Below are 22,183 nucleotides of genomic sequence, written 5' to 3' on the forward strand. Positions count from 1 at the left end.
TGAATCGTCAACATCAATCCCTCGGTCGGCTATCGCATCAACGACCGGTGGTCGCTGGGTGTGGGTGTCAGCATCGAGTGGGCCGATGCCGAGCTGACCAGCGCAATCGATTGGGGAACCGCCCTCACGGCAAACGGCATTTCCGGTTTTACGCCGCAAGGCATTGACGGCAAGGCCAAGATTGAAGGCGACGACTGGGGCTTCGGGGCCAATGTGGGCCTGATCTTCGAACCGCTGGCAGGCACGCGTCTGGGGCTCCACTATCGTTCAAAGATCGACCACACCCTCGAGGGCGATGCCACCTTCAACACACCGGCCGCCGTCCTCGCTACCGGCGTACCCCAGGCCAGCGGTCGGGTCGACACCAGCGTCAAGGCCGACTTTGCCTATGGCCATCTGTTTGTGGACGACCCCGAGATCGACAAGGATGTCACCGAACTGGAGAATCGGCTGCGCGGCGCCCTGGTGGGCGAATATGACGCCAGTGTGGACATTATCAGTGCATCGGTGTCGTTCCGGTTTTAACGGTGTGCTCAACCCTCTTGCCGTGGAAGGGCAAGATGCGGATCGGGGCCGGGGAGAACCGGCTTCCAGGCGGCGGCCCGGACGCCTTGGACCGGTGACCGCCGCTCCTGCACGAAGCGCCGCTACACGTCGACCCACCCGGGTGCCCGGGCGATGAAGGCATTGATTGAATCTGTTTCGGGGTGTGGCTTGAGGTCCTCTGCGGTGCCCTCTGCTCCGGTCGGTTCCACCACAAAGGTATCGCCCTTCCGGTGCAGGCGGTGCCTGGCTCCGCAGATGCGGCAATAGGCGATGTCGCCGTCCCTGGCATTCCGGGAAACGGAAATCACCGGGCCGCATGATGGGCATACGACCATGGCCACGCCACGCTCACTGTGGCCGACGATTTCCTCTATCGCGTCCCCTTGGGCCATCTGGACGAAGACCTCCAGCAGGCGGGCATCGAATTGGGTGTCATGTTCAGTCTTCAGTGCCGCCACCGCGGGGAGAGCGGCCACCCCCCGGCGATAGGGACGGGTGCTCGTGAGGGCGTCAAAGGCGTCGGCAATGCTGACGATACGTGCAAAGATGGAGATCTGGTCGCCGTGGAGGCGCTCCGGGTAGCCCCCGCCGTTGACCCACTCATGGTGCTGATGGACGGCTGCGAGGGCCAGGTCGCCCAGGGGATGCTCCCGGATCAATGCGGCGCCGATTCCAGGATGGGTTTTGACCACGTCATACTCCGGTTCGGTAAGGCGGCCCCGTTTGCCCAGGATGCCATCGGGAATACTGACCTTGCCGATGTCGTGCAAAAAGCCGCCCAACCGGGACAGGAAAACCATTTCACCCGGCAGGCCGGCCGCCTCGGCCAGGCCCTGGCAATACTGGGAAACACGCCACAGATGCCCGCCGGTATAGGCATCCCGGGCTTCGATCATCGATGCCATCAGGGTCAGGGACTTGAGCAGTGGTTTTTCGATCTGTATTTTCATCGAGCACCCTCCCTTTTCCATATAAGCATGGCACCAGTTTCCCACAGGCTGAACCTCGGCGTCAATCCATAAGAATCGGAACCCCTGTCCATCCAATACGGGATTTGGGGCCGGGATAACGGCCGGATGATGCTTTTTCCCCGGGCTGCATCGACTATCCATGGGTGAGATGTCGGGCTCATTCCAGGACCCGTAAAAAAACCGTTTGGGGAAGGGTGCGGATTGGATTCATCCGGCCGTCGACCGGTACGACGATCAACGGTCCGATGGGGCCCGGGTCATCCTTTTCAGATAACTGTCGACCACATGCCGGGGGTCGATGTGAAGCAATTCGGCATAGGTTTTCAGAAACTGTTTGACGTAGATCTCGGCCGGCAGGTCCTCGTATTGGTCGGCCTCGATGCGTTTCAGGGTGGCGCTGCTGATTTTGGTGATGGCGTAGATTTCGTGGCGTTCGATGCCGTAAGCTTCTCTGAGTTGTTTCAGGTCTATACCGGAGAGGCGCTCCCGGGACAGGATGGCTTCGATGCGCTGCCTGATTTCCGGCTCACTGGCTTTTTTGTGCACCCATTGGCTGAGGCTCGTTTCCCTGGATGTACCTGGGGGGGCTGAGCCGGCCGCCATCTTTCTTTGGACCTGTCTGGAGAAAATGGCCGCATCCACCTGCCCGGTGTCGATGAGCATCTGGTTGTAATCGACCCTTTTCTTCTCGTTGCTCAGGGTGTCAAAAGCCGATTCAATGGCCTGCAGCAGGGCCTCGCGTTGTTCCGTTGAAAAGAGCGAGTAGGTGGCCACGCTGTTTTCTTCGTAGATGGCCACTGCCTCCCGGAAGGCGTGCCTGATTTCATCGGCGCCCGCATTGGGGCTCACCTGCAGGATCTGGTAGTAGTTTTCACCGTCAAAGGTTTTCATCGCGCCGGTTGCCGTAAGGATGGGGCCGGCTGCGTATGGGTGAGCAAGTCGGCAATTTGTTTCAATTCGAGGACGGTGGGGGTGGCCGGGCAGGTCTGGACATACAGTTTTCTGGCGTATATGGAATCCATGACGCGCTCGTCAAAATCAACCTGGCCCAAAAAATCAAAAGGAGAGTAAAAGTGGCGGTTGCACACGGTCTTTATTTTCTCACCCAGACGGATGTCCGCGTTTTTGCGAAACTGATTCAAGATCATTTTGAATTGAAACCTGCCGATGCGTGCTTTGAGAAAACTTTCTTTTTCAGGATCGTTTTTTAAAACGATATCAATGATGTCTCTGGATTTCAAGGTGTTGGCGCCCGTGTCCAGAATCGCCGCTTTTACCCGCCTGTTGAAATCGTGCCGTTTGACGAGCTGTTTTAATCGTCTCAGGTAAACCGCCTTGATGAAACGAAAGGCATTTTCAATGGCGGTGGGGTCGGGCGTGCAGACAAAAATCCCCTTGCTGGCGGTCAGGAAAAAATCGAGGGTATTGAAATGGGTCCCTGCGCCCAGGTCGATGAGCACGACATCGTAGGGCAGTTTTCTGATGGCGTTGATCAGCTTGATCTTCTGGGCATAAAACAGGTTGGCAATCTCCATGGAGCAGTTGCAGGAGCTGATGAAAAAGAGATTGGTGATCCGGGTGGCGACCGCCGCACTTTCAAGAGACCGTACGGTTTTATCGAGAAAACGGTTCAGCCCGTTTTCCGGTGCCGGCATTCCTAGAAACGTATGCAGATTAGAGCCCCCCAGGTCCAGATCGATGAGTGCAACCGTCTTGCCCTGTCCGGCAATTAAAGTGCCCAGGCTGGCGGCAACAAAGCTTTTGCCAACGCCGCCCTTGCCGCCTCCGATCGGATAGATCTCCGGACCCGGTTCGGTATTTCCGGAGGTCAGCATGTCAACCTTGATTCCCGGATGAGGACCAGACGGTTTTCGATGCCGGGGCCGGCCTTATGGGATGGTGCGTCTATGCGGAGTGGGGAGAGCATCACCCGCACCGTAGTCGACATGCATTAATCAGTCAAGTTGATAAGTTAAGGCCCCTTGCCGTCTTCCCGGCTGCCATCTGCCGGCACCCCAGCCTGAAACAGCGGGACCCCGGGGTTGACAAATAGGATTGATTCCTATTTAAGAGACATATGCAAAACACACGGACGGACCTGCGTGTGCGGCGTTTTTTAGAGACCTGCCGCCGCCATCAGTTGAAAATTACCCCCCAGCGTGTCGCCATATTCCGAATGCTCATTCAGTCGAAGCAGCACCCCTCGGCGGAGGTGTTGTTCAGGTCGGTTAAAAAAGAATTCCCGAATATTTCATTCGATACGGTCAACCGGACTTTGCTGACCTTCGCCGATATCGGGGTGGTGGCGGTGGTGGAGGTGTTCGGCGGCCCCAGGCGCTTCGACCCCGACATCACGGCCCACCACCACCTGCACTGCATGGCCTGTGGCAGGATCATCGATTTCGAGTACGCCGGCTTCGCCCGCCTCGACGTGCCGGAATCGATCACCGGAGGCTTCACGGTGACCAGCAAACGGGTGGTCCTCAAAGGCCTTTGTGACCGCTGTAACCTAAAGCGTAATGAACCCATAAACCAGCCAACAAGGAGAAAAAAATGAGCAAGACCACCGAGAATCTGAAAGCCGCCTTCGCCGGTGAATCCCAGGCCCGCAACAAGTACACCTTTTTTGCCAAGGTGGCCCGGAAAGAAGGCTACCATTACATTGCCAAGATTTTTGAAGAGACGGCCTTTAACGAAATGCAGCATGCCAAGGACCACCTGAAACTGCTGGGCGGGATCGGCGACACCCTGGCCAACCTGAAGGAGGCCATGGGCGGCGAAGACTACGAGGTGGAAAGCATGTACCCGCAATTCGCCAGGGAGGCGGAAGAAGAAGGGCAGACCCGGGCCAAAATCGCATTCGAACAGGTGGCCAAGATCGAGGCCCACCATCGTGCACGGTACGAACGGATCATCAAGATGGTTGAAGCCGGGACCGTGTACAAGCGCGAGCAGCCGATCAAATGGAAGTGCGGCGTATGCGGCTATATTGTCGAAGGCACTGAACCGCCTCCCGTCTGCCCGTCCTGCAAGCATCCCAGGGAACATTACGAACCGGCCAACATGGACATCTAAACCGGTGTCGACCTTTTAGGCAGGGCATGGCCGGATCGCCGCGGCCTGCCCTGCGCCGGTTGCATTTTTCAGGACAATCGTGACCCACCGGCGTCGTCGGCACACGGTTGCCCGTCGGCGCCCGGTATTACCGTGTGCGCTGCAACGGAAGAAACTGCCGCCCGAACCAACCCCATTCAGAACGGTCCTTTCCCGGGCGTTAGCCTGCTTGCCTTGGTCTGCAACCTCATTTATGATGACCGAAGATGGAAACACGCGTCGCAAGGAGGGCGGTCATGGCATACTATTTTGGAACGATTCTTTCCTTTGTCATATGGATCGGCGGCTGGACGATGCTGGGCCGGTGGGGCAGGCGCAAGGGCAGCCATAACATGGAGACGCTGGCATGGTTGATGGGCGGCATCTCCGCATTGATGGGCATCTTTGCCCTCCTCAACATGGAGCTTCGTTATCTGGAATACCTTAAATGACGGTTTCGTGAAAAAGACCCATTCGGGGTGTCCCGGTTATTCCGCGGGGACTACCGTCATGATCTCGATGACCTGACCGCCGTCCACCTCGGCAACCGCGCCGGTGACTTTGACCGTTTGGCCGATCATATCCGACAGGTCCCGACCGGTCACCACATAGGCCTGCGTGTCGGTGACGACCGCCAGGCCTTTTTGGGTCTGCATCAAGGTGCCGTCGATTTCGGCGGTTTCCGTCGAAGACGACGCCGCTTCCTGAGACAGCCCCTGCGTTTCCGATTTTTCGACCTGGGCTGCCGGGGCCGGCCGGTCTCCCGAATCGCCGGGTTTCGCCATGGCCACGGGGGTTGGGTTCTGGCCCGCATCGGTCTGATCGGCCTGTCCGATGGTGGCGGGTTGCTTCTCTGTGCAGGCCATGACGAGCAGGCATGCGAGGCCCAGAGCCGTCAACATCTTAAAAATTTTCATTGTTTCCTCCTTTTTTGGCAGAGATGGTGAACCCCTCCTGAGAATAAGAACCGGGGGCAGGGCATGGGAGGCCGCCATGGACCCCTGGCCTGTTATTGAAGGGGTTCCGGTTTATGCCGCGACGCCCAGGGCCTTTCGAGAACAGGACGCTGAATGATGGGAGGACCTGCCAAGAGCCGGGCAACAGGATGTGCCGATAGGGCCGGATTGGGTGCTGCTATGGTAAAAGCAATTTCGGTACCATTTTTTTAACCATTGAAACCATTATCAATATAACGGACCGGCCCCCAGTCCGGTATCGCCCGGTTACCAAAATTGCGCACGGGTTGGAAATAGAACCGGTAACAATTTTCGCCGGCCTTTGGTGCCGTGCGGCCTCGAAAATGGGGAGCCCCGGGTGCGTCAGTGCCGCCAGGGCCGGGGTGACGCCGCCTATTACCGCGAGGCTTTTTCAGTAAAGATGCCGAAGCGCCCGGACCGCACCGGGTCAGGACGGCCGGGCGCTTTTCCCGCTGCAATGGCGCACTTTTTCTCTTGGGCCACGGGCAGCGCGCGCCAGATACCCGCCGTGGTCCAGTTGGCGTTCACACGATCACCGTACGGGTGGCGGTTTCCTCATCATCGTCCACGTCAGTCACCCATATTTTTTGAGCGCCATCCAGCCGGTCTGGAGCGAGACGGTCCCCCCCTCCCCTGCCATGGGCGCTTCAGATTCTTCTTTTATTGACAGGCCTTGAGGCCTATCATTATCAGGCTGAAGGCCACGGCGATTGTCATCAGAATAATTTTTTGTTTAAAGTCGTAGGCTGTTTTCATCTCCATCTCCCTGCATGGGTCCACTGGATTCTTACTTGTGGTGCGCCTGACACTGCTGGCTACCGATTCACAATTAAAGCAAGCCGCCTGCCAATCTCCTTAAATCAGGGTTGATTGGCATATCCTGCAGCAATTACAGGCCTGCACCGGCGTCCCATTGCCGCCGCCCCCGCCATGATGGTCGTGACGTGCGGCAAACCGGCAAAAGGGTGCGCGATATCACGCCAACGCACCTGCCACGAAAGCCATTGCCCGCGAAGTAAACAAACGGTATCGTCGGCGGTGTTTCCGGTGGAGAAGGTGTTTCCCCTTGATGACGTCATCATTTTCAGGATATGACATGGCCCATGGTCGGTTTTGAGCCATCACTTTTTCAACACCCATCCGGACTTCCGGTTGAGCCCTTATCGTTTCCGTCTCGGGATTCACGGCTCACCGTTCAACGGTTCACGGTTTCATCATTAAGGTGAACGTGATTTTTCAGGGGCCATGCGCACTTTCAGCGTTCAGGCACCCATAAGAACCGGATGGCTATCCAATGGAGGGCATCCGATGAAACGACAACAACCGATTATAACGGCAGTGTACGCAGCGATCATCCTGTCGCTGGCAGTCCCTTCCGGTGCCGTGGAAAAATTCCCCTATCCGACAGTGGAATTCTCAGCCGACCTGACAATGACCATTCAGCAGGCGGGCGGGGACCAGCCCCATGTTCTCCGGGGCAAGATATACTCCATCCGAGGAAAGGAGCGGCGGGATATTGCCAGTTTCGGCCGCAGGACGGCCATCATCAATGACCGTGAAAACGATCGGATGTGGACCCTGATGCCCGATCAAAAGATGTACATGCGCAATCCGGATTCGGGGGCCGGGAAGGACCCGGAGCGCATGATCCGGGATGGGGAGCTCAAAATGACAGAAATGGGCACAGAGACGGTCAACGGCCGGAAAGCCACCAAATATAAACTCGAGTCCACCGGCAACGGCAGCGATGCGTTTTCCGGGTATGCCTGGTTAAACGAACAGAACATTCCCCTGCGTTTCGAAGGAACGGCCAGTGGAAGCGGCATGCGTCAGGATATCAAGATCGAGTACACCAATATTGTTGTTGCCCGGCAGGATCCGCAGTTGTTTGTCGTGCCGTCCGATTACCGCCCGATGAACGCCGGCATGGGGGCTTCCGGCCAGAGCGTGACCCCTGAAAAGATCAAGGAGCTGATGAAAAAGCTCAAGCAGCAAGAAGCCCAGTAGCCCCCCTTGGGATGGGTGGAAAATACGGTCCGTCGTTCAGGCGCCGGCCTGATTTTCATTGGGCCGGCGCCGAGAACCCGCATCGCCGCTCTGCGCGAATCCCCTGGCCGCTATGGCCTGACCTCCTCGATGGCCGCTTCGCGTTTCTCGACCCGCTCGAGGGCATTGTGGTAAATAACGTAGTATTTGTTGATGTTGCTGACGTAGCGAACCGTCTCCTGCCCGACGATTTTCAGCATGGCGATTTCCACATTGCGAAACCAGCGGTTGGGGTCCAGCTGCATCTCCCGGGTCATTTTACGGGCCCGGCGGATCCTGACCGGGCCGGCATTGTAGGCGGCCAGGCTGAAGCGAACCCGGTCCCGCGGGCGGATGGCGGCATCGTCAAAGTAGTGGCTGCGCAGGAAACCCAGGTATTTGACCGAGGCGTGGACGTTGTTTTCCGCCGAGCTGACGTCGGGGATGCCGATCTTGGGGTCGGCAGCGGTTTGGGGGCGGATCTGCATGATGCCCACCGCGCCCCGCGGGCTCACCTTGCGCTGGTCAAATCCGGATTCCTGGTAGGCCATGGCGCCGATCAGCCGCCAGTCGAATCCATAGCGTTCGGCGAACTTCTTGAACAGCGGCGCGTATGCGGCCAGGCGCTTGCCCGCGCTTCCCTCCAGGGGATTTTGGATCCAGGTCGTGTTCTCGTAGTAGCGGGTGAAATAGATGTTGCCCAGGCGGGTGCCTTTGCCGTGGCTCTTGACGAACCCGTCCAGGCTCGCCTTGAGTGCCGGGCTGGATTTGCGTATGGCCCAGGCGATATGGGCGCCCAGGCGAACGGTCACCGCTTGGTGCACCCGGATGTCGGGCAGGATTTTGGCCCACGCGCCGGCAATGTGGCTGTCACATACCGTGCGGGCGATGGCCCCGGAATTGACCAGTTCAAGGATGTCTTCGGTTTCCAGGTTTTCATCTGCACGGACGATTTCCACCGGCTGCTTTCCTTGTGCCAGCAGGCTTCGGTTAAGGGCCAGCAGGCTCTCATGATAGCTGCTGCTCGGGCGAACGAAGACGCTGGCGCCGGCGAGGTCGGCAACATCCCGGATGCCGGCAACCGACTTGTGGGTGACCAGCACCTCATCGATGCCGGTCAAATAGGGATTGCTGAAATCGACCTGTTTCTGGCGTCCCGGGGTCACCGTCAGGCCCGCAGCGGCGATGTCGCCGTAACCGGCGACCAGGTCGGGAATCAGTCGGTCCCGGGAAACGGGTATGAACTCGAAGACGATCCGGATCTCTTTGCGGGTGATGCCCCTGTTCAGGGTTTTCTGGTACTCCTTGAGCAGGGCATATTCGAAACCCCGGGGTTTTCCACGGGCCAAAAAGAAATTGGTGCGGTTATAGCAGGTCAGCACGCGGATGTATTTCCGCTCCAGCAGGGCCTCCAGGTCGCCGGTGTAACTTTCGGCCAGGTGGGCATCGAGGGGATGGCTTTCGCCGGCCCCCCACGCCCGGTCCGGAGTGAAGGCGTCCGGCCACAGCAGCAGCGCGATTGCGGCGGCAAGGATTCGGGTCATGGGCGGTCGTCTCCGTTTCATGGTTTCATCTGAAGGATTGGCCGGTGCATTCCGTCGGCCCGGGATCTTTTCACAGTCGGTATATCCACGGGCACCCTTCGTCGCGGTCAAGGCGGCATGCGCTGACGGGCAGCCGTTCATGGGCACCGGTCACCAGACATCCGCCGGGGACCAGCGCCGCCATGATCCGCGTCAAGGCGGCCTGAAGGCAGCGGCCCCGGTAGTAAGTCAGCAGATTGTTGCGCAGCAGGATCAGGTGAAAGGGATCGCCTTCGGGCGGCGGGTCCAGCAAATCATGCTGACGCCATCGGATGGGCGTCAGCCGGCCCGACCGGATCAAGCACTGCCGGCCGCCTTTTCGGGAATCAAAGTACCGATCCCGCAACCCGTCCGGCACCCGTTTGAGGCTGCTCGGGTTGTAAACGCCCGCCCGGGCGCGGGCCAGGCAGGCGCCGCCGGCATCGGTGGCCAGCAGGTCCAGCCGGGCCGGACGGCCCAGTTCCTCCCACACCATGGCCAGACTGTAGGGCTCTTCACCGCAGGCACAGCCGGCCGACCAGATGCGGATGGGGGCCGGAAACCGGTCGATCAGGCCGGGCAGGACCCGTGATTCCAGAGCCTGCCACAGCTCTCGATCCCTGAAAAATCGGCTGATGGTCACCCGGAGGCCCTGCTCACAGACCGCCCGGGCGTCCGGCCGCTGCGCCAGTTCCCAAAGGTAGGCGTCGACGGTTGAACAGCCCAGGCCGGCCATGTGGCGGCGAATGCGTTTCTTGACCCCTTTGCGAACCTTGCGGTAGCCGGCCCAGGGTCGGTCCAGGTGATGGAGCAGCTGGCGGAATTCGGTGTCGCTGAGCATGGTCGGCACCGCTTGATGGTGTTGTCATCGATCGTCGATGCGGCTTTTCCCCGGGCGCCCGGTCATCAGTCCGAATACAAACCGCTATAGGTGTCCCGCATGTCCCGCTTGAGGATCTTGCCGGTGGGGGTCTTGGGCAGGGCATCCACGAAGACCACCGACTTGGGCACCTTGAACCCCGCCAGTTCCTTTTTGCACAGGTCGATGATTTCCGCCTCGGTAATGGTTTCGCCCGCGCGGGGCACCACCACCGCCGTGACCGCCTCCACCCACTTGGGGTGCGGGGTGCCGATGACGGCCACCTCTTCCACGCGCTTGTCCAGATAGACCACCTCTTCCACCTCGCGGGTGGAGACATTTTCGCCGCCGGTTTTGATCATGTCTTTCTTGCGGTCGACCACCGAGATGTAGCGGTCGCCGTCCAATACGCCGATGTCGCCGGAATGGAACCAGCCGCCGGCCATGGCGGCTTCGGTCTTTTCCGGTTCCTTGAAATACATGATCATGGCGTGAGGGCCCTTGCCGCAGATTTCACCGGGGATGCCGGGCACATCGATGGGGCTGCCGTCCTCGTCCTCCAGCCGGGTTTCCATGTTCAGTCCTGCCATGCCCGCCGAGCCCAGTTTGTCAAGGGCGTCTTCAGCCTTGAGAATGGTGTGGTAGGGGGCCAGCTCGGTCTGACCGTAATAATTGTAGACCTTGCAGCCGGGCAGCCGCGCCATGAGTTCCCTGAGCACCTCCACGGGCATGATGGACGCCCCGTAGTAGCACTTGGTGAGGCATGAGAGGTCGTAGCGGTCAAAATCCGGGTGGCGCAGGATGCCGATCCAAACGGTGGGCGGGGCGAAAAACATGTTGGCCCGATAGCGGTCGATGGTCTTCAATATGGCGCCGATGTCCGGGGCCATGAGAATATTGGTGCCGCCTGCCCAGAAAACGGGATTGAGGAACACGTCCCGCTGGGCGCAGTGATAGATGGGCAGGGCGTTGACATTGATGTCTCCGCTGCTGTAGCCGCCGTCGATGATGGCCCCCATGTACTGGGCCATGAGGGCCTGGTTGCTGATGATCACCCCCTTGGGCAGGGACTCGGTGCCGCTGGTGTAGGTCATCTGGCAGGGATCCTCAATGTGCAGGATCACCTCGGGCTCTGTCGCCGGGGCGGCTTCCATCCAGCTGTCGAAGGCCAGGAAGCGTTGATTTGCCGGCGGCTGGCCGGCCCCCTGATCGGACCAGATCAGGTTTTCGACCGTGGGCATCTCCTCCAGCACGTCTTCCACCAGCGGGAAAAGGGCGTCCTCGACGATGAAGACCCGGCTCTCCGAATGGTTGATGCAATAGGTGATGTCCGGGCCGCGCAGCAGGTAGTTGATGGCCAGGTACACCGCGCCGATCTTGCAGCAGCCCAGCCAGACCAGCACGTGGTGGAGGGTGTTGTGGGCCAGGATGGCCACCCGGTCGTACTTGCCGACCCCCAGGCCGTCAAGGGCATTGGCCGTCCGGTTGGCGGCCGCCTCCAGTTCAGCATAGGTGAGCGAATGGTCGCCGAAGATGAGGGCCGTTTTGTCCGGGTGGTGGTAGGCGGTGCGCCGGATCATGTCTGCGATGACCCATCGGTTGACCCGGTTGTAGCGGTCCATGAGAAAATCGAGATTTTCCTTGTTCAGCTTGTTGAAACGGGCCTTTTGGGCTGCGGTCATGGCGGTGTCGCGTGGCGTCATTCCAAATCCTCCTAGTTGATGGTTATCCGGGCAGACGGTCAAATCGTCATTTCCCGCCGGTGGGCGCGGGATGGCAACGCATGATCCGGCCTTCTACCGGAAAGCGAACCCGCAGGCGCGGACAGAAACGATGCGGGTGGTGATGGATACGGACCGGAACTGAGAACAATTTGAACGGAAACGAAAAAATGCCCATAAAACGCCCCCGATGTCAATCCCGAAAGAGGACCGGGGCGGGAGAGGCCGTGGTTGATTGGCGGCGTGATTTGTGGTTTGATGGATGCCGCTGATGTCAACTGACGCCAACCGAGGGGCCCCGTAATGAAACATCTGAGCTTTGCCATCGTGCTTTTCTGCTTCCTGCCGCTGGGCTGTGCGGCCATTTCGGAGCAGGCCAGACTGGAGGAATACGGACGGACCATGGACTCCTATGAAACCGCCATGCGGCTGTCGGATTTCAACGCCGCCTGCCAGTATGTCGATCCATCCGCAATGTCCCGCAGCGATTGCCTGAACCGCTATGACAACCTGAAGATGGTCAGTTATGAGGTGCTCAGGATGAACCTGTCGAAGGACAATCGGGAGGTGACCCAGACCGTGGATGTGGAATACTATTTTCTCGACCGCTACATCGCCAAAAAACTGCAGTACGAACAGTCGTGGCGCTACCAGGAAGAAGAGAAAACCTGGGTGTTGAACACCGGCCCGCCGCTCTTTAAATAGCCTGCCGGCCAGACCGTTTTCGGATCCAGCCGGCGCCTCCGGTTTCGGCGGACTGCCGGCGGCGGCCGTCTCCAGAATGGGGGCGCCCCCTCGGGATGGCTGTTTCACGCCTCAAAAGAAACGTAAATGTATTCAACCGCCGTGGGGAACGGGTTCTGAAATATCGGCGACCTCGGCGCGGGAGACCCTGATCAGCTCCGCTGGAGACAGCCGCATCATGGCGTCGACGTCCCCGCCACCCCCGTATACCGTTTCCAGTCCGGCGGTGGCGGTGTCCACCAATGTGCGCAGCCGTTCCCGATGGCCAAACGGCGGCATGCTGCCCACCACATAGCCGGTGACCGCCAGGGCCTGACCGGCGGTGGCGAATTTTACCCGTTTGCGGTTCATGCCCAGACAGGCGGCCAGTTTTTTACGGTCCACCCGGGCCAGTCCGTTGTTGACGACCAGGATCGGCTCGGCCCCGGCCATGAATACCAGGGACTTGATGATGCGGTCGGCGTCTACCCCCAGGGCCGCGGCCGCCTCTCCTACCGTGGCGGTGTGCGCGTCCATGGGCATGATGACGGCACTCAACTGGTGGTTGTCAATGAAGGTCTTCAGATCGGTGCGGGTTAACGGGGTCGGCATGGTAATCTTCTCATCGGGGTCACCGGTTCAAATCCGGGCCCGGGTCCGTTTTGGCGCGCGGGCCGCTTTGATGGCTACGCGAAGGTTTTTCCGTTCCAGGCGAACCGGCTGGGCGGCAGGTCCGTGAAATCGATGAAGACCCGGTTCGGGTCAATTCCCAGTTGCAGGTGAATGAAGGCGCTGATCTTCTCGGCAAAAGCGCTGCAATGCGCCTCGGCGAGGCCGATGCTCCTGACTTCGATGAAGGCCGCCGGCTCATGGCTGCCGGCAAATGTCATGGCCGAGCCCGGTTGCAGGGACGTCATCACATAGGATTCGGGCTTTCCAAGGAGTTCGGCGGCAAAGGCCGACGCTTTTCGGGTCAAGGCAGTTACGGCTGAGGCCTCAAGCGTTTGACTGGTCCGAATCGAGAAGTAAGGCATGGTCTCCTCCTTTTCTGTTTTCTGGTCCGTGGCAAGGATCTGCCGATCCCGGTTTTGGCCGTGGACGCAGCACCCGGCAACCGGCAATCCGAAGCGGCCTGAGGCGCCGCGGAGGGTTACGGCCATGTCCGCTTCAGGTGCCTGAGCATGCTGCGCACAGCATGGCCGTGCGTGGCCAGAAAGATCGTCAGTTCCTCCAGATCGTACTCGCCGATCTCGAGTTCACTGGATTCGATCAGGTCAGCCAGTTCCGCGGCGGCATCGAGCGCGCGGTCCCATGCGTCGGCTTCTTTTTTGGAGATGGCGGCCATGGGGAGCGTTATTTGCCCCTGGGTTTCGCTTTGGCCGCAGGGGCTTTCTTTCTGGCCGCTGCGGCCGGAGGCTCCTTTTTTACCCCATCAGGCGCATGGGCGGGCGGCGCAAGGGGCTTCAGGCCCTTGAGTATCCGGGTGACCTCGGGGCCGTTTTTGGCCAGAAAGACGGAAATGGCGTCGATGGTTCTGTTGTCGAGGTCGATTTCCAGCCCGGCATCCTTGATGAACGCGGCCAGGTTGTCGGCGGCATCGAGCATCCTGTCGTAGGCCTCAGCCTCTTTTTTAACCAGAAACTCCTTGTCCAGTTCCTTTCCATTTCGAACCACCACATACTTGGTAATGACGGCCATCGTGAACGCTCCTTTGGTTAGCCGATTGTTCAGGATTTCATTTCAAAACGCCCGAAACGCCTTATATCGTCGGTGCTGATCGGCGCCGAGCGGCCGGTTCGTTTCAGGCTCCCCGGATTTAGGGTTGATGGTAGCCATTGGGCCAGCGATGGCCGAAACCCCAGCGCCAGGGGGTGGGCAGCCAGCCGTGGCCGCCGAGGCGAACGCCCCAGAACACCACGTGAGCGAGCACCGGACGCCCTTTGGCCGCGATGCATCGCCGTAACTGGTCATCGGCCGCCCGGCGCTGTTCGGGGGAACCTCCCTGCCAGTAGACCCGGTCGTGATCCACACAGCAATCGGCATAATCCAGGTCGGGAAAGCAGGAGCACCCGTCGCTGTGGAAAGGCTTTTCGGGAGGCGGCAACGATCCGGGAGCGCGATGGCACCCGGAGGTAATGATCGCCAGCAGACCCAGCAGAAGAATCCATTTCATTGCTGTCCCGAAACGTGACGTGATGGTTCTGGAAAGTTGCAAGGCCGGGGGATCTGGCGCTGCCACCGGGGCGGCGGTTATTTTCGGCGTCGGAGGTACCGGCGCTGAAGGTCATAGATGACCTGGGTGAGCCGGCGCCGCTCTTCTTTTTCCAGTTCCTTGAAAACGAAGGCGTAGCGGTAAAAACCGCGTTCCTGATCATGTTCGACCCGTTTGACTTCGGCCCGCTTAACGGTAACGGTTTCCTCCGGCGTATCCTTATCGCCCGGAAAGACCATGCTGACATTATAGACCTGCTGGTCCATTCTCAGCACCGGCCCCCGCATGAATTTAAAATTGCTTTTGATCAGCACCCCGTAGGCGCCCCCGAGACTGACATTGATCAGGTCGATGATCCCCTGGATTTTTTTCAGGGTGAAGTGCATCTGGGTGCCGGTTTCGGTGTTGACCCGAAAATTCCGGCGACGCTGCAATCGCTCCACATGCTCGGGAAAGGGGATTTTCAGGCCCTGCTCGCTGAATCGGCCGCCGCGGGTACTGAAGATGTACTCCAGCTGATCCGGCCCGTTGAAATTGAAGCGCAGGTGCCACAGGTCTCTTACCTCTGCCGCCTCCCTGAAATCCTCCGGTGGGTCAACGAGCAGGTGGCTGCCGTCCGAATCCGTCGTCATCCCGGTGATACAGGTCAGCCGGTCAAACCCGGCCCCGACCACATTCATGGAGATGATTGTTTTCTTGACGATCAGTTCGTTGAACAGTTCAATGAGCTTGTCACCCTGGACCTTACCTGCTTCCCCCATAATGGACTACCCTTGATCCCAAAACCAGTCTTTTGCGGTGTTTTCCCTAATCTTTTTTCTATATTCGGCGATGTCCGCCGATTCTTTAGCACGAACCCGGGTGCCCGGGACAATGGTTTTTTTCATGGTCGGCCCACGGAAATCCAACCGGGTCATTCGTCGGCTTCGTCCAGCCGGCGATGCCGCTCCTTCTGCTGCGTGTTTATTTCGCCGATATCGTCCTTCATCTGCCGGTAGCGCTCCAGGTCTTTTTTCCCGGCCATCTCTTCCACGGTATCGTCCACCTGCTCCCGGGTGTCGGTGCCCTCGCACCCGCCGGTCGCGATCGACCCGCAAAGCAGGAAAACGAGCGCCAGGCGGTACAGGCGCCTGCGGTCGCCCTCGTTCATGGGAATCTCCTATTCAAATTGTTGGCGAAAGGATTCAAACGCAGCCCTGAGGTCCGCCAATTCTTTTTTTACGGACGCCATTTGCGCTTCCAGTTCGGTCAGCCGGTCGGCGCGCCCGGCCGCCGGAGGCGGGGTGGCGGACCCGGGCGCCCGGGTGTCGTCCTCCGGCGCTGCACCGAGCAGATGCAGGTACCGGGATTCTTTGCGGCCGGGAAGCCGTTCCAGGCGACGCACATGGCCCCATTCGCACAACCGGTCCAGGGTCTCCTGCAGGGCCTCCAGGCTGTCAAAGACATGCAGCCGGTCGCAGCGACTGCGGATGGCACCGGGCGTCTGGGGGCCGCGGAGCAACAGCACGCAAAGCACGGCGGCCTCTGACGGCACCATGTTGTTCCGCCGGGAGAAGGTTTCCTCGTATTTGGGCACGCGGCCCACCGTGCTCCGGTTGGCCAGATCTTTTTTTTCGAGGCCGTCGACCGCCTCCTGAACCGTCGACATGTCCCAGTCCACCACCGGATCCCGGTTGGATTTCTGGTTGCAGGCATTGGTCAGGGCATTGAGGGACAGCGGATAGTACTCCGGCGTGGCCATCGCTTTTTCCATGAGGCAGCCCAGCACCCGGGCCTCCTGCTGGTTGAGCAGTTGTTCCATCGTTATTCCTCCGAACCTTGTCTGGTTCCCCGGCATTCCGGTCAGTGGCTGCCCGCGCGATGCCGGTGTCCCCTTACTCGATCGGCATTGAGGCAGGGGTCGCCCCGGCGTGTGATACTGCCATTGGCCGTCACCGTGCTTCTGGCAGGGTGACAGGCCTACTCGATCCGGTCCACCATGTCTTCGGACTTGTGGACCATCTCTACCTTGCCGGACATAAAATCGGGAATCTCCAGGAACGGGACGTCCACGATTCGGAAAAATTCCAGGGCGAAAGCCGCAATAATGACGATCAGGGCATATATGACCATTTTTGCCATGGGCGTTATTCTCCGTTGCGTGCTTCAACTTTCCTTCAAGGACGCTTGCAGTGCCGCCAGGGCGTCGTCGGGCATGCCGAAACTGTGTTCGGGAGCCGGGAAGGCCGCCGTCCGGACATCTGCTGCGTAGGCTTTGATGGCATCGATGATCGCCGGCCGGGTCCGGGTATACTGCTTGACGAATTTGGGCACAAAGCGGTCGAACAGGCCCACCATATCATGGGTCACCAGCACCTGGCCATCCACTTCCACGCCGGCGCCGATACCGATGATCGGCACCTTTACCGCTTCGGCGAGCAGCCGGCCCAATGGCGCCGGGACCGCTTCGGCCACGATGGAAAAGGCACCGGCCGCCTCGAGGGCCCTGGCATCGTCGATAATCTTGCGGGCCGCCGCCGCATCCCTGCCCTGCATCTTGAAACCGCCCAGGGCGCTGGCCGTCTGGGGGGTTAGCCCCACATGCCCCTGGACGGGGATGCCTGCCTTGACAACGGCCTGGACGACCGGGGCGAAATCCACCCCGCCTTCCAGCTTGACGGCGTCGCATCCGCCCTCCTTCATCAGCCGCCCGGCATTGATAACGGCGTCCCGGATGCCGGTGTTGTAGGACATGAAGGGCATGTCTCCGACCACCATGGCCCGTTTGCAGCCGCGCACCACCGCCCGGATGTGGTGGATCATCATTTCCAGGGTTACCGGCACCGTACTGTCCAGCCCCAGGACCACCATCCCCAGCGAGTCCCCCACCAGGGCCATGTCCACGCCGGCCTCATCGGCCATCAGTCCGAAAGGGTAGTCGTAGGCCGTCACCATGACCAGTCGACGGCCCTCTTTTTTGGCCTGAATGATGTCAGCCACGCTCACCTTGCCTTCACTCATGAATCGCCTCCTTTGCATATTGTTGAAGCGGCCGCCTTGCGCGAAGCCGGCCCCTGCCAATGTTGCACATCCCGGATTACCGGCACCATGCGAGACCATCAATAGTGGGCCTGCAGGGTTTCCACCAGCGCCGCCAGCGTCCGGTTCACCGGCACCGGCACCCCGGCCGTCTCCGCCATCCTTACGATAAATCCGTTGATGGCTGAAATTTCCGTGGGCCGGCCGTTGTCCACGTCCTGGCCCATGGAAGACCGGTTGCGGCCGGTTGCCGCCGCCACCTGGAAAACCTTTTCCACCGGGTCGCCATCGATGGTGATGCCCTGGGTGCGGGCCACGGCCATGGCTTCCGCGACTGCTTCGCGGGAAATCTGCCGGGTTTGTTCAAGCTCCAGCAACTGGCCGTTGCTGATGCCCGTCAGGGCGGTGACGGCATTGATGCCCACGTTGATCAGCAGTTTGGCCCACAGCAGGCGGCGGACATCGGGTGCCACCCGGGTCGTGATGCCGGCCCGGCATAACACCTCGGCAACCCGCTCTGCGCCAGGCATTCCAGCCGTTGACCAGGGCCCGATGATCGTCTCCCCTTCCCCGGCATGGCGGATGGCACCCGGCTTTAGAAAGGTGGCGCCGTGGGAGGTGGTCCCGGCAATAACCCGATCCGCGGTCAGGGCATGGGCCAGCGCCTCTGCATTGCCCATGCCGTTTTGCAGGGTCAGCACGAGGCCCGTTGCTCCGGCCAGCCGTGCTGCGGTCTGCGCTGCCGCAGCGGTGTGGGTGGATTTAACAAATACGATGGACAGGTCCGCCGGTCCGACCGTGTCAACGCCGGTGGTCGCCTGAACATGAACGGTGCGCCGGACGCCCTCTTTTTCGATGGTCAGTCCCCCGGCGTTGACCGCATCCACATGATCCCTGCGAATGTCAAGCAGGGTCACCGTTTCTCCGGCTTCGGCCAACCGGCAGCCAAAAAGGCTGCCCATGGCACCGGCGCCGATTACGCTGATATTCATGATACACCTCCATTGAGTCCGTTACCATCATTGAGCCAGCAGGCAACCCGGTGGTCTCCGTCCACCCCGATCAGCGTCGGCCGCCGGTTGGTGCAGATGTCCAGCCGGTGGGGACACCGGGGGTGGTAGGGGCAGCCGGGCGGCAGGGCGGCCGGGTCCGGGGGTTCGCCTTCCACCGGCACCGGCGGCAGGGTCACCAGCGGGTCCGGGCGCGGTACGGCGGCCACCAGGGCACGGGTGTAGGGATGGCGGCAACGGTCATGAAACCCGTTGGCGACGGCGACTTCCACCAGCTGGCCGGCATACATCACGGCGACCCGGTCGCAGAAATGCGTCACTACGCCGATGTCGTGGGAAATGAACAGATAGGCCAGGCCAAACTGCTGCTGCAGATCCTTCATCAGGTTGAGGATCTGGGCCTGGATGGAAACATCCAGGGCGCTGACCGGTTCGTCGGCCACCACCAGTTCCGGTCGCACGCAAAGTGCCCGGGCGATGCCGATGCGCTGGCGTTGCCCCCCGGAGAATTCGTGGGGGTAGCGGTCCAGGTCAGCGCGTCGCAGGCCCACGGTCGCCAGCATCTCGGCCGCCAGCCGCCGGCGTTCACCCCTGAAGCGTCTGGCCCTGTTGAGCAGCGGTTCGGTGACACTGGTCCCCACGGTCATGCGGGGATCCAGGCTGGCATAGGGGTCCTGGAAGATGATCTGCATCCGTTTGCGCAATGGTCGCATTGCCTGGCGTCCCAGGCTGCCGATCTCCCGGTCGTCGAAGCGGATGCTACCGCTGGTGGGCCTGAGCAGCCGGACCACCAGTCGCGCCAGTGTGCTTTTTCCGCAGCCCGATTCTCCCACCAGCCCCAGGCTTTCTCCCCGGTCCACGGAGAAACTGACGTCATTGACCGCCTTGACCCTTCCCCCGGACGGGGAAAAAAAACCGCTGCCCGCGGGAAAGTGTTTGCTCAGGTTCGTGACTTCAAGCAGGGGAGGGACGGTCATGACGGCGTCTGTGTTCCTTTCGGGACGGTCTGCAATAAAATCGCGTTTGACGGCGGACGCGTATGGATTCCAACGGCCATTTTCTTAACGCTCCTGAACTTAACACGCAACACTGATCCGTCGACCCCTTTTAAATGGTGCCACCCTGTCAATCAGAGGCCTTCTGGGGCTTTCGGAGAAGCGCCCAGTCTATTTCCGGTAAAGCCAGCAACTGACCCGCCGCCCGGGCCGGACGGTTTCCAGCGCCGGCGCGTCCTGCCGGCACCGGTCGAAAGCCGACGGGCAGCGCCCGGCAAAGGGGCAGCCGCGGATCGATCGGGTGGCGGCGGGCACGGTGCCGGGGATTTCATGCAGTCGTCCACGGCCTGCACCCAGCTGCGGCATGGATTCGAGCAGGCCCCGGGTGTAGGGGTGCAGGGGGGCGGCAAACAGGGGCCGCACCTCGGCGGTCTCCACCACCCGGCCGGCATACATCACCACCACCCGGCCGGCGGTCTGGGCCACCACCCCCAGGTCGTGGGTGATCAGCAGCATGGCCGTGTCCAGCTCGGCCTTCAACCCGGCCATCAGCGACAGGATCTGGCGCTGGAGGGTGACGTCCAGGGCCGTCGTGGGTTCGTCGGCCACCAGCAGCCGGGGCCGGCAGATCATGGCCATGGCGATCATCACCCGCTGGCGCATCCCCCCGGACAACTCGTGGGGGTACGCCCGCAGCTGCTGTACCGCCGCCGGAATACGCACCCGGTCCAGCCAACGGCCCGCTTTTTTCAACGCCTCGGTCCGCGACAGGCCCAGGTGGGCGACCAGGGGCTCGGCCACCTGCCGGCCGATGGTCAGCACGGGGTTCAGGGCCGTCATCGGTTCCTGGAAAATCATGCCGATCTTCCGGCCCCGGATGCGACGCAGGCTCTCGGGGTCGATCCGCAGCAGGTCCTTGCCATCGAAGTGGATTTCACCTGCCGCAATGCGTCCCGGCGGTGATGGAACAAGGCCCATCACCGCCAGGGCGGTAACACTTTTCCCGCAGCCCGACTCCCCCACCAGCCCCAGGGTTTCCCCGGGGGCGATGGACAGGCTGACCGATTCCACGGCCCGGCCGATGCCCTCCGGTGTATGAAAGTGGACCGACAGGCCCCGGATCTCCAGCAGCGGAGCGTTCACCGGGAGTCACCGGGATAGAGGTAGTGCAGGGCGGTGAGGGCATAGATGCGGGCCGTTTCCACCAGCTGATCCAGGTCCACCCATTCGTCCACCTGGTGGGGCACCGTGCGGTCTCCCGCGCCCATGGTGACAATGGGGATGTTTTTCAATGCCCACAGGAACGTGCCGTCGGTGGCTCCGGGCACCCCGGCAATTTCAGCCGTCCGTCCGCTGGCCTCACGGCTGGCCCAAAGGGCCGATACGACGATCGGGGCGTCCGCTTCGGTGCGGGTGCAGGGCCGGTCGGAAAGAAACCGTGCCCCCACTTTCAGGGTCCAGGGACGCCGGATGCCGAAACGGTCGTCAACCTCCCGGCAGCGGTCGTTGACCCGAGTGGCGGACTGCCCGGCCAGCCGGGACAGGGCCTGCCGGATGGCCTCGTGCGCCTGGCCGGGGATGGTGCGCACATCCACCAGAATTTCGGCTTCTCCGGGCATCACGTTGAGCTGGGGCGGTCCCTGGGCGGGCGCCTGGACGACGGTTGGGGTGAAGCTGGGCCAGCCGAGCAGCGGGTCTTCGCCGAAAGCGTCCACGGCCTCGGCTTCCAGATCGGCCAGCCCGTCGATGATCCGGGCCACGGCCGGGGCCGGGTTCAGTCCGGTCAGGGGCATGGCACCGTGGCTCATGCGTCCATGAACGGTAAAGCGGGCCCGCAGCGCCCCTTTCTGGGCAATGCAGACCAGCCCGTCCTGGGGTTCGCAGACCACCGCGGCCGTTACCCGGTCGGCATGGCCCCGACGGATGAAATCCTGCACGCCGGTCATCATGCCCTCCTCATCACAGAGGACGCCGCCCACCAATGACCCGGCCAGGGGGATGCCCGAGGCTTTCAGGGCCGCCATGGCCACCAGCATGGCCGCCAGGTTCCCCTTGGTGTCGTTGGTGCCCCGGCCGAACATGCGTCCGTTTTCGATCTGCGCCCCGAAGGGATCGTGGCGCCACCGGCCCGGATCGCCGGGTGTGACCACATCCGTGTGCCCCTCGAACATCAGGGTGCGCCGGCCGGGGCCGCCTGTCCAGCGGACGATCACGTTGGGCCGGCCCGGGGCCACGGTCTCCTCGGTCACGTCAAAGCCCCTGTCCCGGGCCCACCCGGCGGCCAGCGCCGCCGCATCGGCCTCACTGGTGCCGGCCTGGGGGTCCCATACCGAGTTGCACCTGACCAGGCGGGCGGTCAGATCAATGACGTCGTCCGGGTGGATGGCATTCAGGACGCGGGAGACTGCCTGTTTCGGTATCATGGTCGATCCTTTTTTCTCTCCATCAGCAAAAGATTTGCGGACCCTGCC

The 22,183-nt window shown here is 61.1% G+C and carries 27 protein-coding genes; 6 read left to right on the forward strand and 21 right to left on the reverse strand.

Annotated features, from left to right (window positions below; translation table 11 throughout):
- Nucleotides 1-12 precede the first annotated feature (12 nt).
- Nucleotides 13-525, forward strand: a complete 513-nt coding sequence (locus DSCA_RS21305) for an OmpP1/FadL family transporter (RefSeq protein ID WP_269434685.1) — start codon at nt 13-15, stop codon at nt 523-525.
- A gap of 122 nt (nt 526-647) precedes the next feature.
- Here the strand turns inward: DSCA_RS21305 and DSCA_RS21310 are convergent, their stop codons facing one another.
- The 3 genes from DSCA_RS21310 to DSCA_RS21320 form a co-directional block, all read right to left on the reverse strand.
- Entirely contained in the window at nt 648-1,496 is an 849-nt protein-coding gene (locus DSCA_RS21310) for an HD domain-containing phosphohydrolase (RefSeq protein WP_167527897.1), read from the reverse strand.
- Nucleotides 1,497-1,751: 255 nt separating this feature from the next.
- Nucleotides 1,752-2,408: a helix-turn-helix domain-containing protein gene (locus DSCA_RS21315; protein ID WP_155318355.1), complete on the reverse strand. Its 657-nt coding sequence runs from the start codon at nt 2,406-2,408 to the stop codon at nt 1,752-1,754.
- On the reverse strand, nt 2,405-3,352 hold the full coding sequence (locus DSCA_RS21320) for a nucleotide-binding protein (protein ID WP_155318356.1): 948 nt from the start codon (nt 3,350-3,352) through the stop codon (nt 2,405-2,407). The genes DSCA_RS21315 and DSCA_RS21320 overlap by 4 nt, the downstream gene beginning before the upstream one ends.
- 242 nt (nt 3,353-3,594) lie before the next feature.
- Here DSCA_RS21320 and DSCA_RS21325 point away from each other — a divergent pair, with 242 nt between their 5' ends.
- The 3 genes from DSCA_RS21325 to DSCA_RS21335 all read left to right on the forward strand — a co-directional run bounded on the left by DSCA_RS21325 (nt 3,595) and on the right by DSCA_RS21335 (nt 5,062).
- A complete protein-coding gene (locus DSCA_RS21325; protein WP_155318357.1) occupies nt 3,595-4,074 on the forward strand; it encodes a Fur family transcriptional regulator in 480 nt (159 codons plus the stop codon).
- Nucleotides 4,071-4,592, forward strand: a complete 522-nt coding sequence (locus DSCA_RS21330) for a rubrerythrin family protein (RefSeq protein ID WP_155318358.1) — start codon at nt 4,071-4,073, stop codon at nt 4,590-4,592. The genes DSCA_RS21325 and DSCA_RS21330 overlap by 4 nt, the downstream gene beginning before the upstream one ends.
- Nucleotides 4,593-4,867: 275 nt before the next feature.
- A complete protein-coding gene (locus DSCA_RS21335; RefSeq protein WP_155318359.1) occupies nt 4,868-5,062 on the forward strand; it encodes a hypothetical protein in 195 nt (64 codons plus the stop codon).
- 36 nt (nt 5,063-5,098) lie between these two features.
- On the opposite strand, the gene DSCA_RS21340 is transcribed toward DSCA_RS21335, so the two are convergent.
- Complete coding sequence (locus tag DSCA_RS21340) at nt 5,099-5,527, reverse strand: hypothetical protein (RefSeq protein WP_155318360.1); 429 nt, start codon at nt 5,525-5,527, stop codon at nt 5,099-5,101.
- Nucleotides 5,528-6,895: 1,368 nt separating this feature from the next.
- Between DSCA_RS21340 and DSCA_RS21345 the strand changes: the two genes are divergently transcribed.
- Nucleotides 6,896-7,594, forward strand: coding sequence for a DUF4412 domain-containing protein (locus tag DSCA_RS21345; protein ID WP_167527898.1), 699 nt, complete (start codon nt 6,896-6,898; stop codon nt 7,592-7,594).
- Between the two features lie 110 nt (nt 7,595-7,704).
- Here the strand turns inward: DSCA_RS21345 and DSCA_RS21350 are convergent, their stop codons facing one another.
- The 3 genes from DSCA_RS21350 to DSCA_RS21360 form a co-directional block, all read right to left on the reverse strand.
- Nucleotides 7,705-9,156: an MltF family protein gene (locus DSCA_RS21350; RefSeq protein WP_167527899.1), complete on the reverse strand. Its 1,452-nt coding sequence runs from the start codon at nt 9,154-9,156 to the stop codon at nt 7,705-7,707.
- A 70-nt stretch (nt 9,157-9,226) separates the two neighbouring features.
- Nucleotides 9,227-10,015 carry a CheR family methyltransferase gene (locus DSCA_RS21355; RefSeq protein WP_155318363.1) on the reverse strand — a complete coding sequence of 263 codons (789 nt, stop codon included), beginning with the start codon at nt 10,013-10,015 and terminating at the stop codon, nt 9,227-9,229.
- A gap of 65 nt (nt 10,016-10,080) precedes the next feature.
- Nucleotides 10,081-11,736 carry an acyl-CoA synthetase gene (locus DSCA_RS21360; protein WP_155318364.1) on the reverse strand — a complete coding sequence of 552 codons (1,656 nt, stop codon included), beginning with the start codon at nt 11,734-11,736 and terminating at the stop codon, nt 10,081-10,083.
- Between the two features lie 321 nt (nt 11,737-12,057).
- On the opposite strand from DSCA_RS21360, the gene DSCA_RS21365 reads away from it, so the two are divergent.
- The gene (locus DSCA_RS21365; protein WP_155318365.1) at nt 12,058-12,459 is read left to right on the forward strand and encodes a hypothetical protein; all 402 of its coding nucleotides are present in this window, start codon (nt 12,058-12,060) and stop codon (nt 12,457-12,459) included.
- A gap of 132 nt (nt 12,460-12,591) precedes the next feature.
- Here the strand turns inward: DSCA_RS21365 and DSCA_RS21370 are convergent, their stop codons facing one another.
- The 14 genes from DSCA_RS21370 to DSCA_RS21435 all read right to left on the reverse strand — a co-directional run bounded on the left by DSCA_RS21370 (nt 12,592) and on the right by DSCA_RS21435 (nt 22,135).
- Nucleotides 12,592-13,089 (reverse strand): aminoacyl-tRNA deacylase, encoded by a 498-nt coding sequence (locus DSCA_RS21370; RefSeq protein WP_155318366.1) that lies wholly within the window; start codon nt 13,087-13,089, stop codon nt 12,592-12,594.
- Nucleotides 13,090-13,163: 74 nt separating this feature from the next.
- Nucleotides 13,164-13,637: a phenylpyruvate tautomerase MIF-related protein gene (locus DSCA_RS21375; RefSeq protein ID WP_155318367.1), complete on the reverse strand. Its 474-nt coding sequence runs from the start codon at nt 13,635-13,637 to the stop codon at nt 13,164-13,166.
- Nucleotides 13,628-13,822: a YebG family protein gene (locus DSCA_RS21380; RefSeq protein ID WP_155318368.1), complete on the reverse strand. Its 195-nt coding sequence runs from the start codon at nt 13,820-13,822 to the stop codon at nt 13,628-13,630. Before DSCA_RS21380 ends, DSCA_RS21375 begins: the two co-directional genes overlap by 10 nt.
- Nucleotides 13,823-13,830: 8 nt before the next feature.
- On the reverse strand, nt 13,831-14,175 hold the full coding sequence (locus tag DSCA_RS21385; protein WP_155318369.1) for a YebG family protein: 345 nt from the start codon (nt 14,173-14,175) through the stop codon (nt 13,831-13,833).
- Nucleotides 14,176-14,293: 118 nt separating this feature from the next.
- A complete protein-coding gene (locus tag DSCA_RS21390) occupies nt 14,294-14,650 on the reverse strand; it encodes a hypothetical protein (protein WP_155318370.1) in 357 nt (118 codons plus the stop codon).
- Between the two features lie 77 nt (nt 14,651-14,727).
- Nucleotides 14,728-15,450 (reverse strand): flagellar brake protein, encoded by a 723-nt coding sequence (locus tag DSCA_RS21395; protein ID WP_155318371.1) that lies wholly within the window; start codon nt 15,448-15,450, stop codon nt 14,728-14,730.
- A 152-nt stretch (nt 15,451-15,602) separates the two neighbouring features.
- Nucleotides 15,603-15,839, reverse strand: a complete 237-nt coding sequence (locus DSCA_RS21400; protein WP_155318372.1) for a hypothetical protein — start codon at nt 15,837-15,839, stop codon at nt 15,603-15,605.
- 9 nt (nt 15,840-15,848) lie between these two features.
- Nucleotides 15,849-16,490, reverse strand: a complete 642-nt coding sequence (locus DSCA_RS21405; protein WP_155318373.1) for a YceH family protein — start codon at nt 16,488-16,490, stop codon at nt 15,849-15,851.
- A 158-nt stretch (nt 16,491-16,648) separates the two neighbouring features.
- Nucleotides 16,649-16,810 carry a hypothetical protein gene (locus DSCA_RS21410; RefSeq protein ID WP_155318374.1) on the reverse strand — a complete coding sequence of 54 codons (162 nt, stop codon included), beginning with the start codon at nt 16,808-16,810 and terminating at the stop codon, nt 16,649-16,651.
- Between the two features lie 24 nt (nt 16,811-16,834).
- Entirely contained in the window at nt 16,835-17,689 is an 855-nt protein-coding gene (gene panB / locus DSCA_RS21415) for a 3-methyl-2-oxobutanoate hydroxymethyltransferase (protein WP_155318375.1), read from the reverse strand.
- Between the two features lie 98 nt (nt 17,690-17,787).
- Nucleotides 17,788-18,699, reverse strand: coding sequence for a ketopantoate reductase family protein (locus DSCA_RS21420; RefSeq protein ID WP_155318376.1), 912 nt, complete (start codon nt 18,697-18,699; stop codon nt 17,788-17,790).
- Nucleotides 18,696-19,694 (reverse strand): ABC transporter ATP-binding protein, encoded by a 999-nt coding sequence (locus DSCA_RS21425; protein ID WP_155318377.1) that lies wholly within the window; start codon nt 19,692-19,694, stop codon nt 18,696-18,698. Before DSCA_RS21425 ends, DSCA_RS21420 begins: the two co-directional genes overlap by 4 nt.
- A 189-nt stretch (nt 19,695-19,883) precedes the next feature.
- On the reverse strand, nt 19,884-20,855 hold the full coding sequence (locus tag DSCA_RS21430) for an ABC transporter ATP-binding protein (protein WP_155318378.1): 972 nt from the start codon (nt 20,853-20,855) through the stop codon (nt 19,884-19,886).
- Nucleotides 20,852-22,135 (reverse strand): M20 family metallopeptidase, encoded by a 1,284-nt coding sequence (locus tag DSCA_RS21435; protein WP_155318379.1) that lies wholly within the window; start codon nt 22,133-22,135, stop codon nt 20,852-20,854. Before DSCA_RS21435 ends, DSCA_RS21430 begins: the two co-directional genes overlap by 4 nt.
- Between the last annotated feature and the right edge of the window lie 48 nt (nt 22,136-22,183).

The organism is Desulfosarcina alkanivorans (genome assembly GCF_009688945.1).
Lineage (GTDB): Bacteria > Desulfobacterota > Desulfobacteria > Desulfobacterales > Desulfosarcinaceae > Desulfosarcina > Desulfosarcina alkanivorans.

What these genes read in the sequence shown, in the direction of transcription:
- DSCA_RS21310 (WP_167527897.1), bottom strand. Translation starts at nt 1,496, where the DNA reads ATGAAAATACAGATCGAAAAACCACTGCTCAAGTCCCTGACCCTGATG.
- DSCA_RS21315 (WP_155318355.1), bottom strand. Translation starts at nt 2,408, where the DNA reads ATGAAAACCTTTGACGGTGAAAACTACTACCAGATCCTGCAGGTGAGC.
- DSCA_RS21320 (WP_155318356.1), bottom strand. Translation starts at nt 3,352, where the DNA reads ATGCTGACCTCCGGAAATACCGAACCGGGTCCGGAGATCTATCCGATC.
- DSCA_RS21325 (WP_155318357.1), top strand. Translation starts at nt 3,595, where the DNA reads ATGCAAAACACACGGACGGACCTGCGTGTGCGGCGTTTTTTAGAGACC.
- DSCA_RS21330 (WP_155318358.1), top strand. Translation starts at nt 4,071, where the DNA reads ATGAGCAAGACCACCGAGAATCTGAAAGCCGCCTTCGCCGGTGAATCC.
- DSCA_RS21335 (WP_155318359.1), top strand. Translation starts at nt 4,868, where the DNA reads ATGGCATACTATTTTGGAACGATTCTTTCCTTTGTCATATGGATCGGC.
- DSCA_RS21340 (WP_155318360.1), bottom strand. Translation starts at nt 5,527, where the DNA reads ATGAAAATTTTTAAGATGTTGACGGCTCTGGGCCTCGCATGCCTGCTC.
- DSCA_RS21345 (WP_167527898.1), top strand. Translation starts at nt 6,896, where the DNA reads ATGAAACGACAACAACCGATTATAACGGCAGTGTACGCAGCGATCATC.
- DSCA_RS21350 (WP_167527899.1), bottom strand. Translation starts at nt 9,156, where the DNA reads ATGACCCGAATCCTTGCCGCCGCAATCGCGCTGCTGCTGTGGCCGGAC.
- DSCA_RS21355 (WP_155318363.1), bottom strand. Translation starts at nt 10,015, where the DNA reads ATGCTCAGCGACACCGAATTCCGCCAGCTGCTCCATCACCTGGACCGA.
- DSCA_RS21360 (WP_155318364.1), bottom strand. Translation starts at nt 11,736, where the DNA reads ATGACGCCACGCGACACCGCCATGACCGCAGCCCAAAAGGCCCGTTTC.
- DSCA_RS21365 (WP_155318365.1), top strand. Translation starts at nt 12,058, where the DNA reads ATGAAACATCTGAGCTTTGCCATCGTGCTTTTCTGCTTCCTGCCGCTG.
- DSCA_RS21370 (WP_155318366.1), bottom strand. Translation starts at nt 13,089, where the DNA reads ATGCCGACCCCGTTAACCCGCACCGATCTGAAGACCTTCATTGACAAC.
- DSCA_RS21375 (WP_155318367.1), bottom strand. Translation starts at nt 13,637, where the DNA reads ATGGCCGTAACCCTCCGCGGCGCCTCAGGCCGCTTCGGATTGCCGGTT.
- DSCA_RS21380 (WP_155318368.1), bottom strand. Translation starts at nt 13,822, where the DNA reads ATGGCCGCCATCTCCAAAAAAGAAGCCGACGCATGGGACCGCGCGCTC.
- DSCA_RS21385 (WP_155318369.1), bottom strand. Translation starts at nt 14,175, where the DNA reads ATGGCCGTCATTACCAAGTATGTGGTGGTTCGAAATGGAAAGGAACTG.
- DSCA_RS21390 (WP_155318370.1), bottom strand. Translation starts at nt 14,650, where the DNA reads ATGAAATGGATTCTTCTGCTGGGTCTGCTGGCGATCATTACCTCCGGG.
- DSCA_RS21395 (WP_155318371.1), bottom strand. Translation starts at nt 15,450, where the DNA reads ATGGGGGAAGCAGGTAAGGTCCAGGGTGACAAGCTCATTGAACTGTTC.
- DSCA_RS21400 (WP_155318372.1), bottom strand. Translation starts at nt 15,839, where the DNA reads ATGAACGAGGGCGACCGCAGGCGCCTGTACCGCCTGGCGCTCGTTTTC.
- DSCA_RS21405 (WP_155318373.1), bottom strand. Translation starts at nt 16,490, where the DNA reads ATGGAACAACTGCTCAACCAGCAGGAGGCCCGGGTGCTGGGCTGCCTC.
- DSCA_RS21410 (WP_155318374.1), bottom strand. Translation starts at nt 16,810, where the DNA reads ATGGCAAAAATGGTCATATATGCCCTGATCGTCATTATTGCGGCTTTC.
- panB (WP_155318375.1), bottom strand. Translation starts at nt 17,689, where the DNA reads ATGAGTGAAGGCAAGGTGAGCGTGGCTGACATCATTCAGGCCAAAAAA.
- DSCA_RS21420 (WP_155318376.1), bottom strand. Translation starts at nt 18,699, where the DNA reads ATGAATATCAGCGTAATCGGCGCCGGTGCCATGGGCAGCCTTTTTGGC.
- DSCA_RS21425 (WP_155318377.1), bottom strand. Translation starts at nt 19,694, where the DNA reads ATGACCGTCCCTCCCCTGCTTGAAGTCACGAACCTGAGCAAACACTTT.
- DSCA_RS21435 (WP_155318379.1), bottom strand. Translation starts at nt 22,135, where the DNA reads ATGATACCGAAACAGGCAGTCTCCCGCGTCCTGAATGCCATCCACCCG.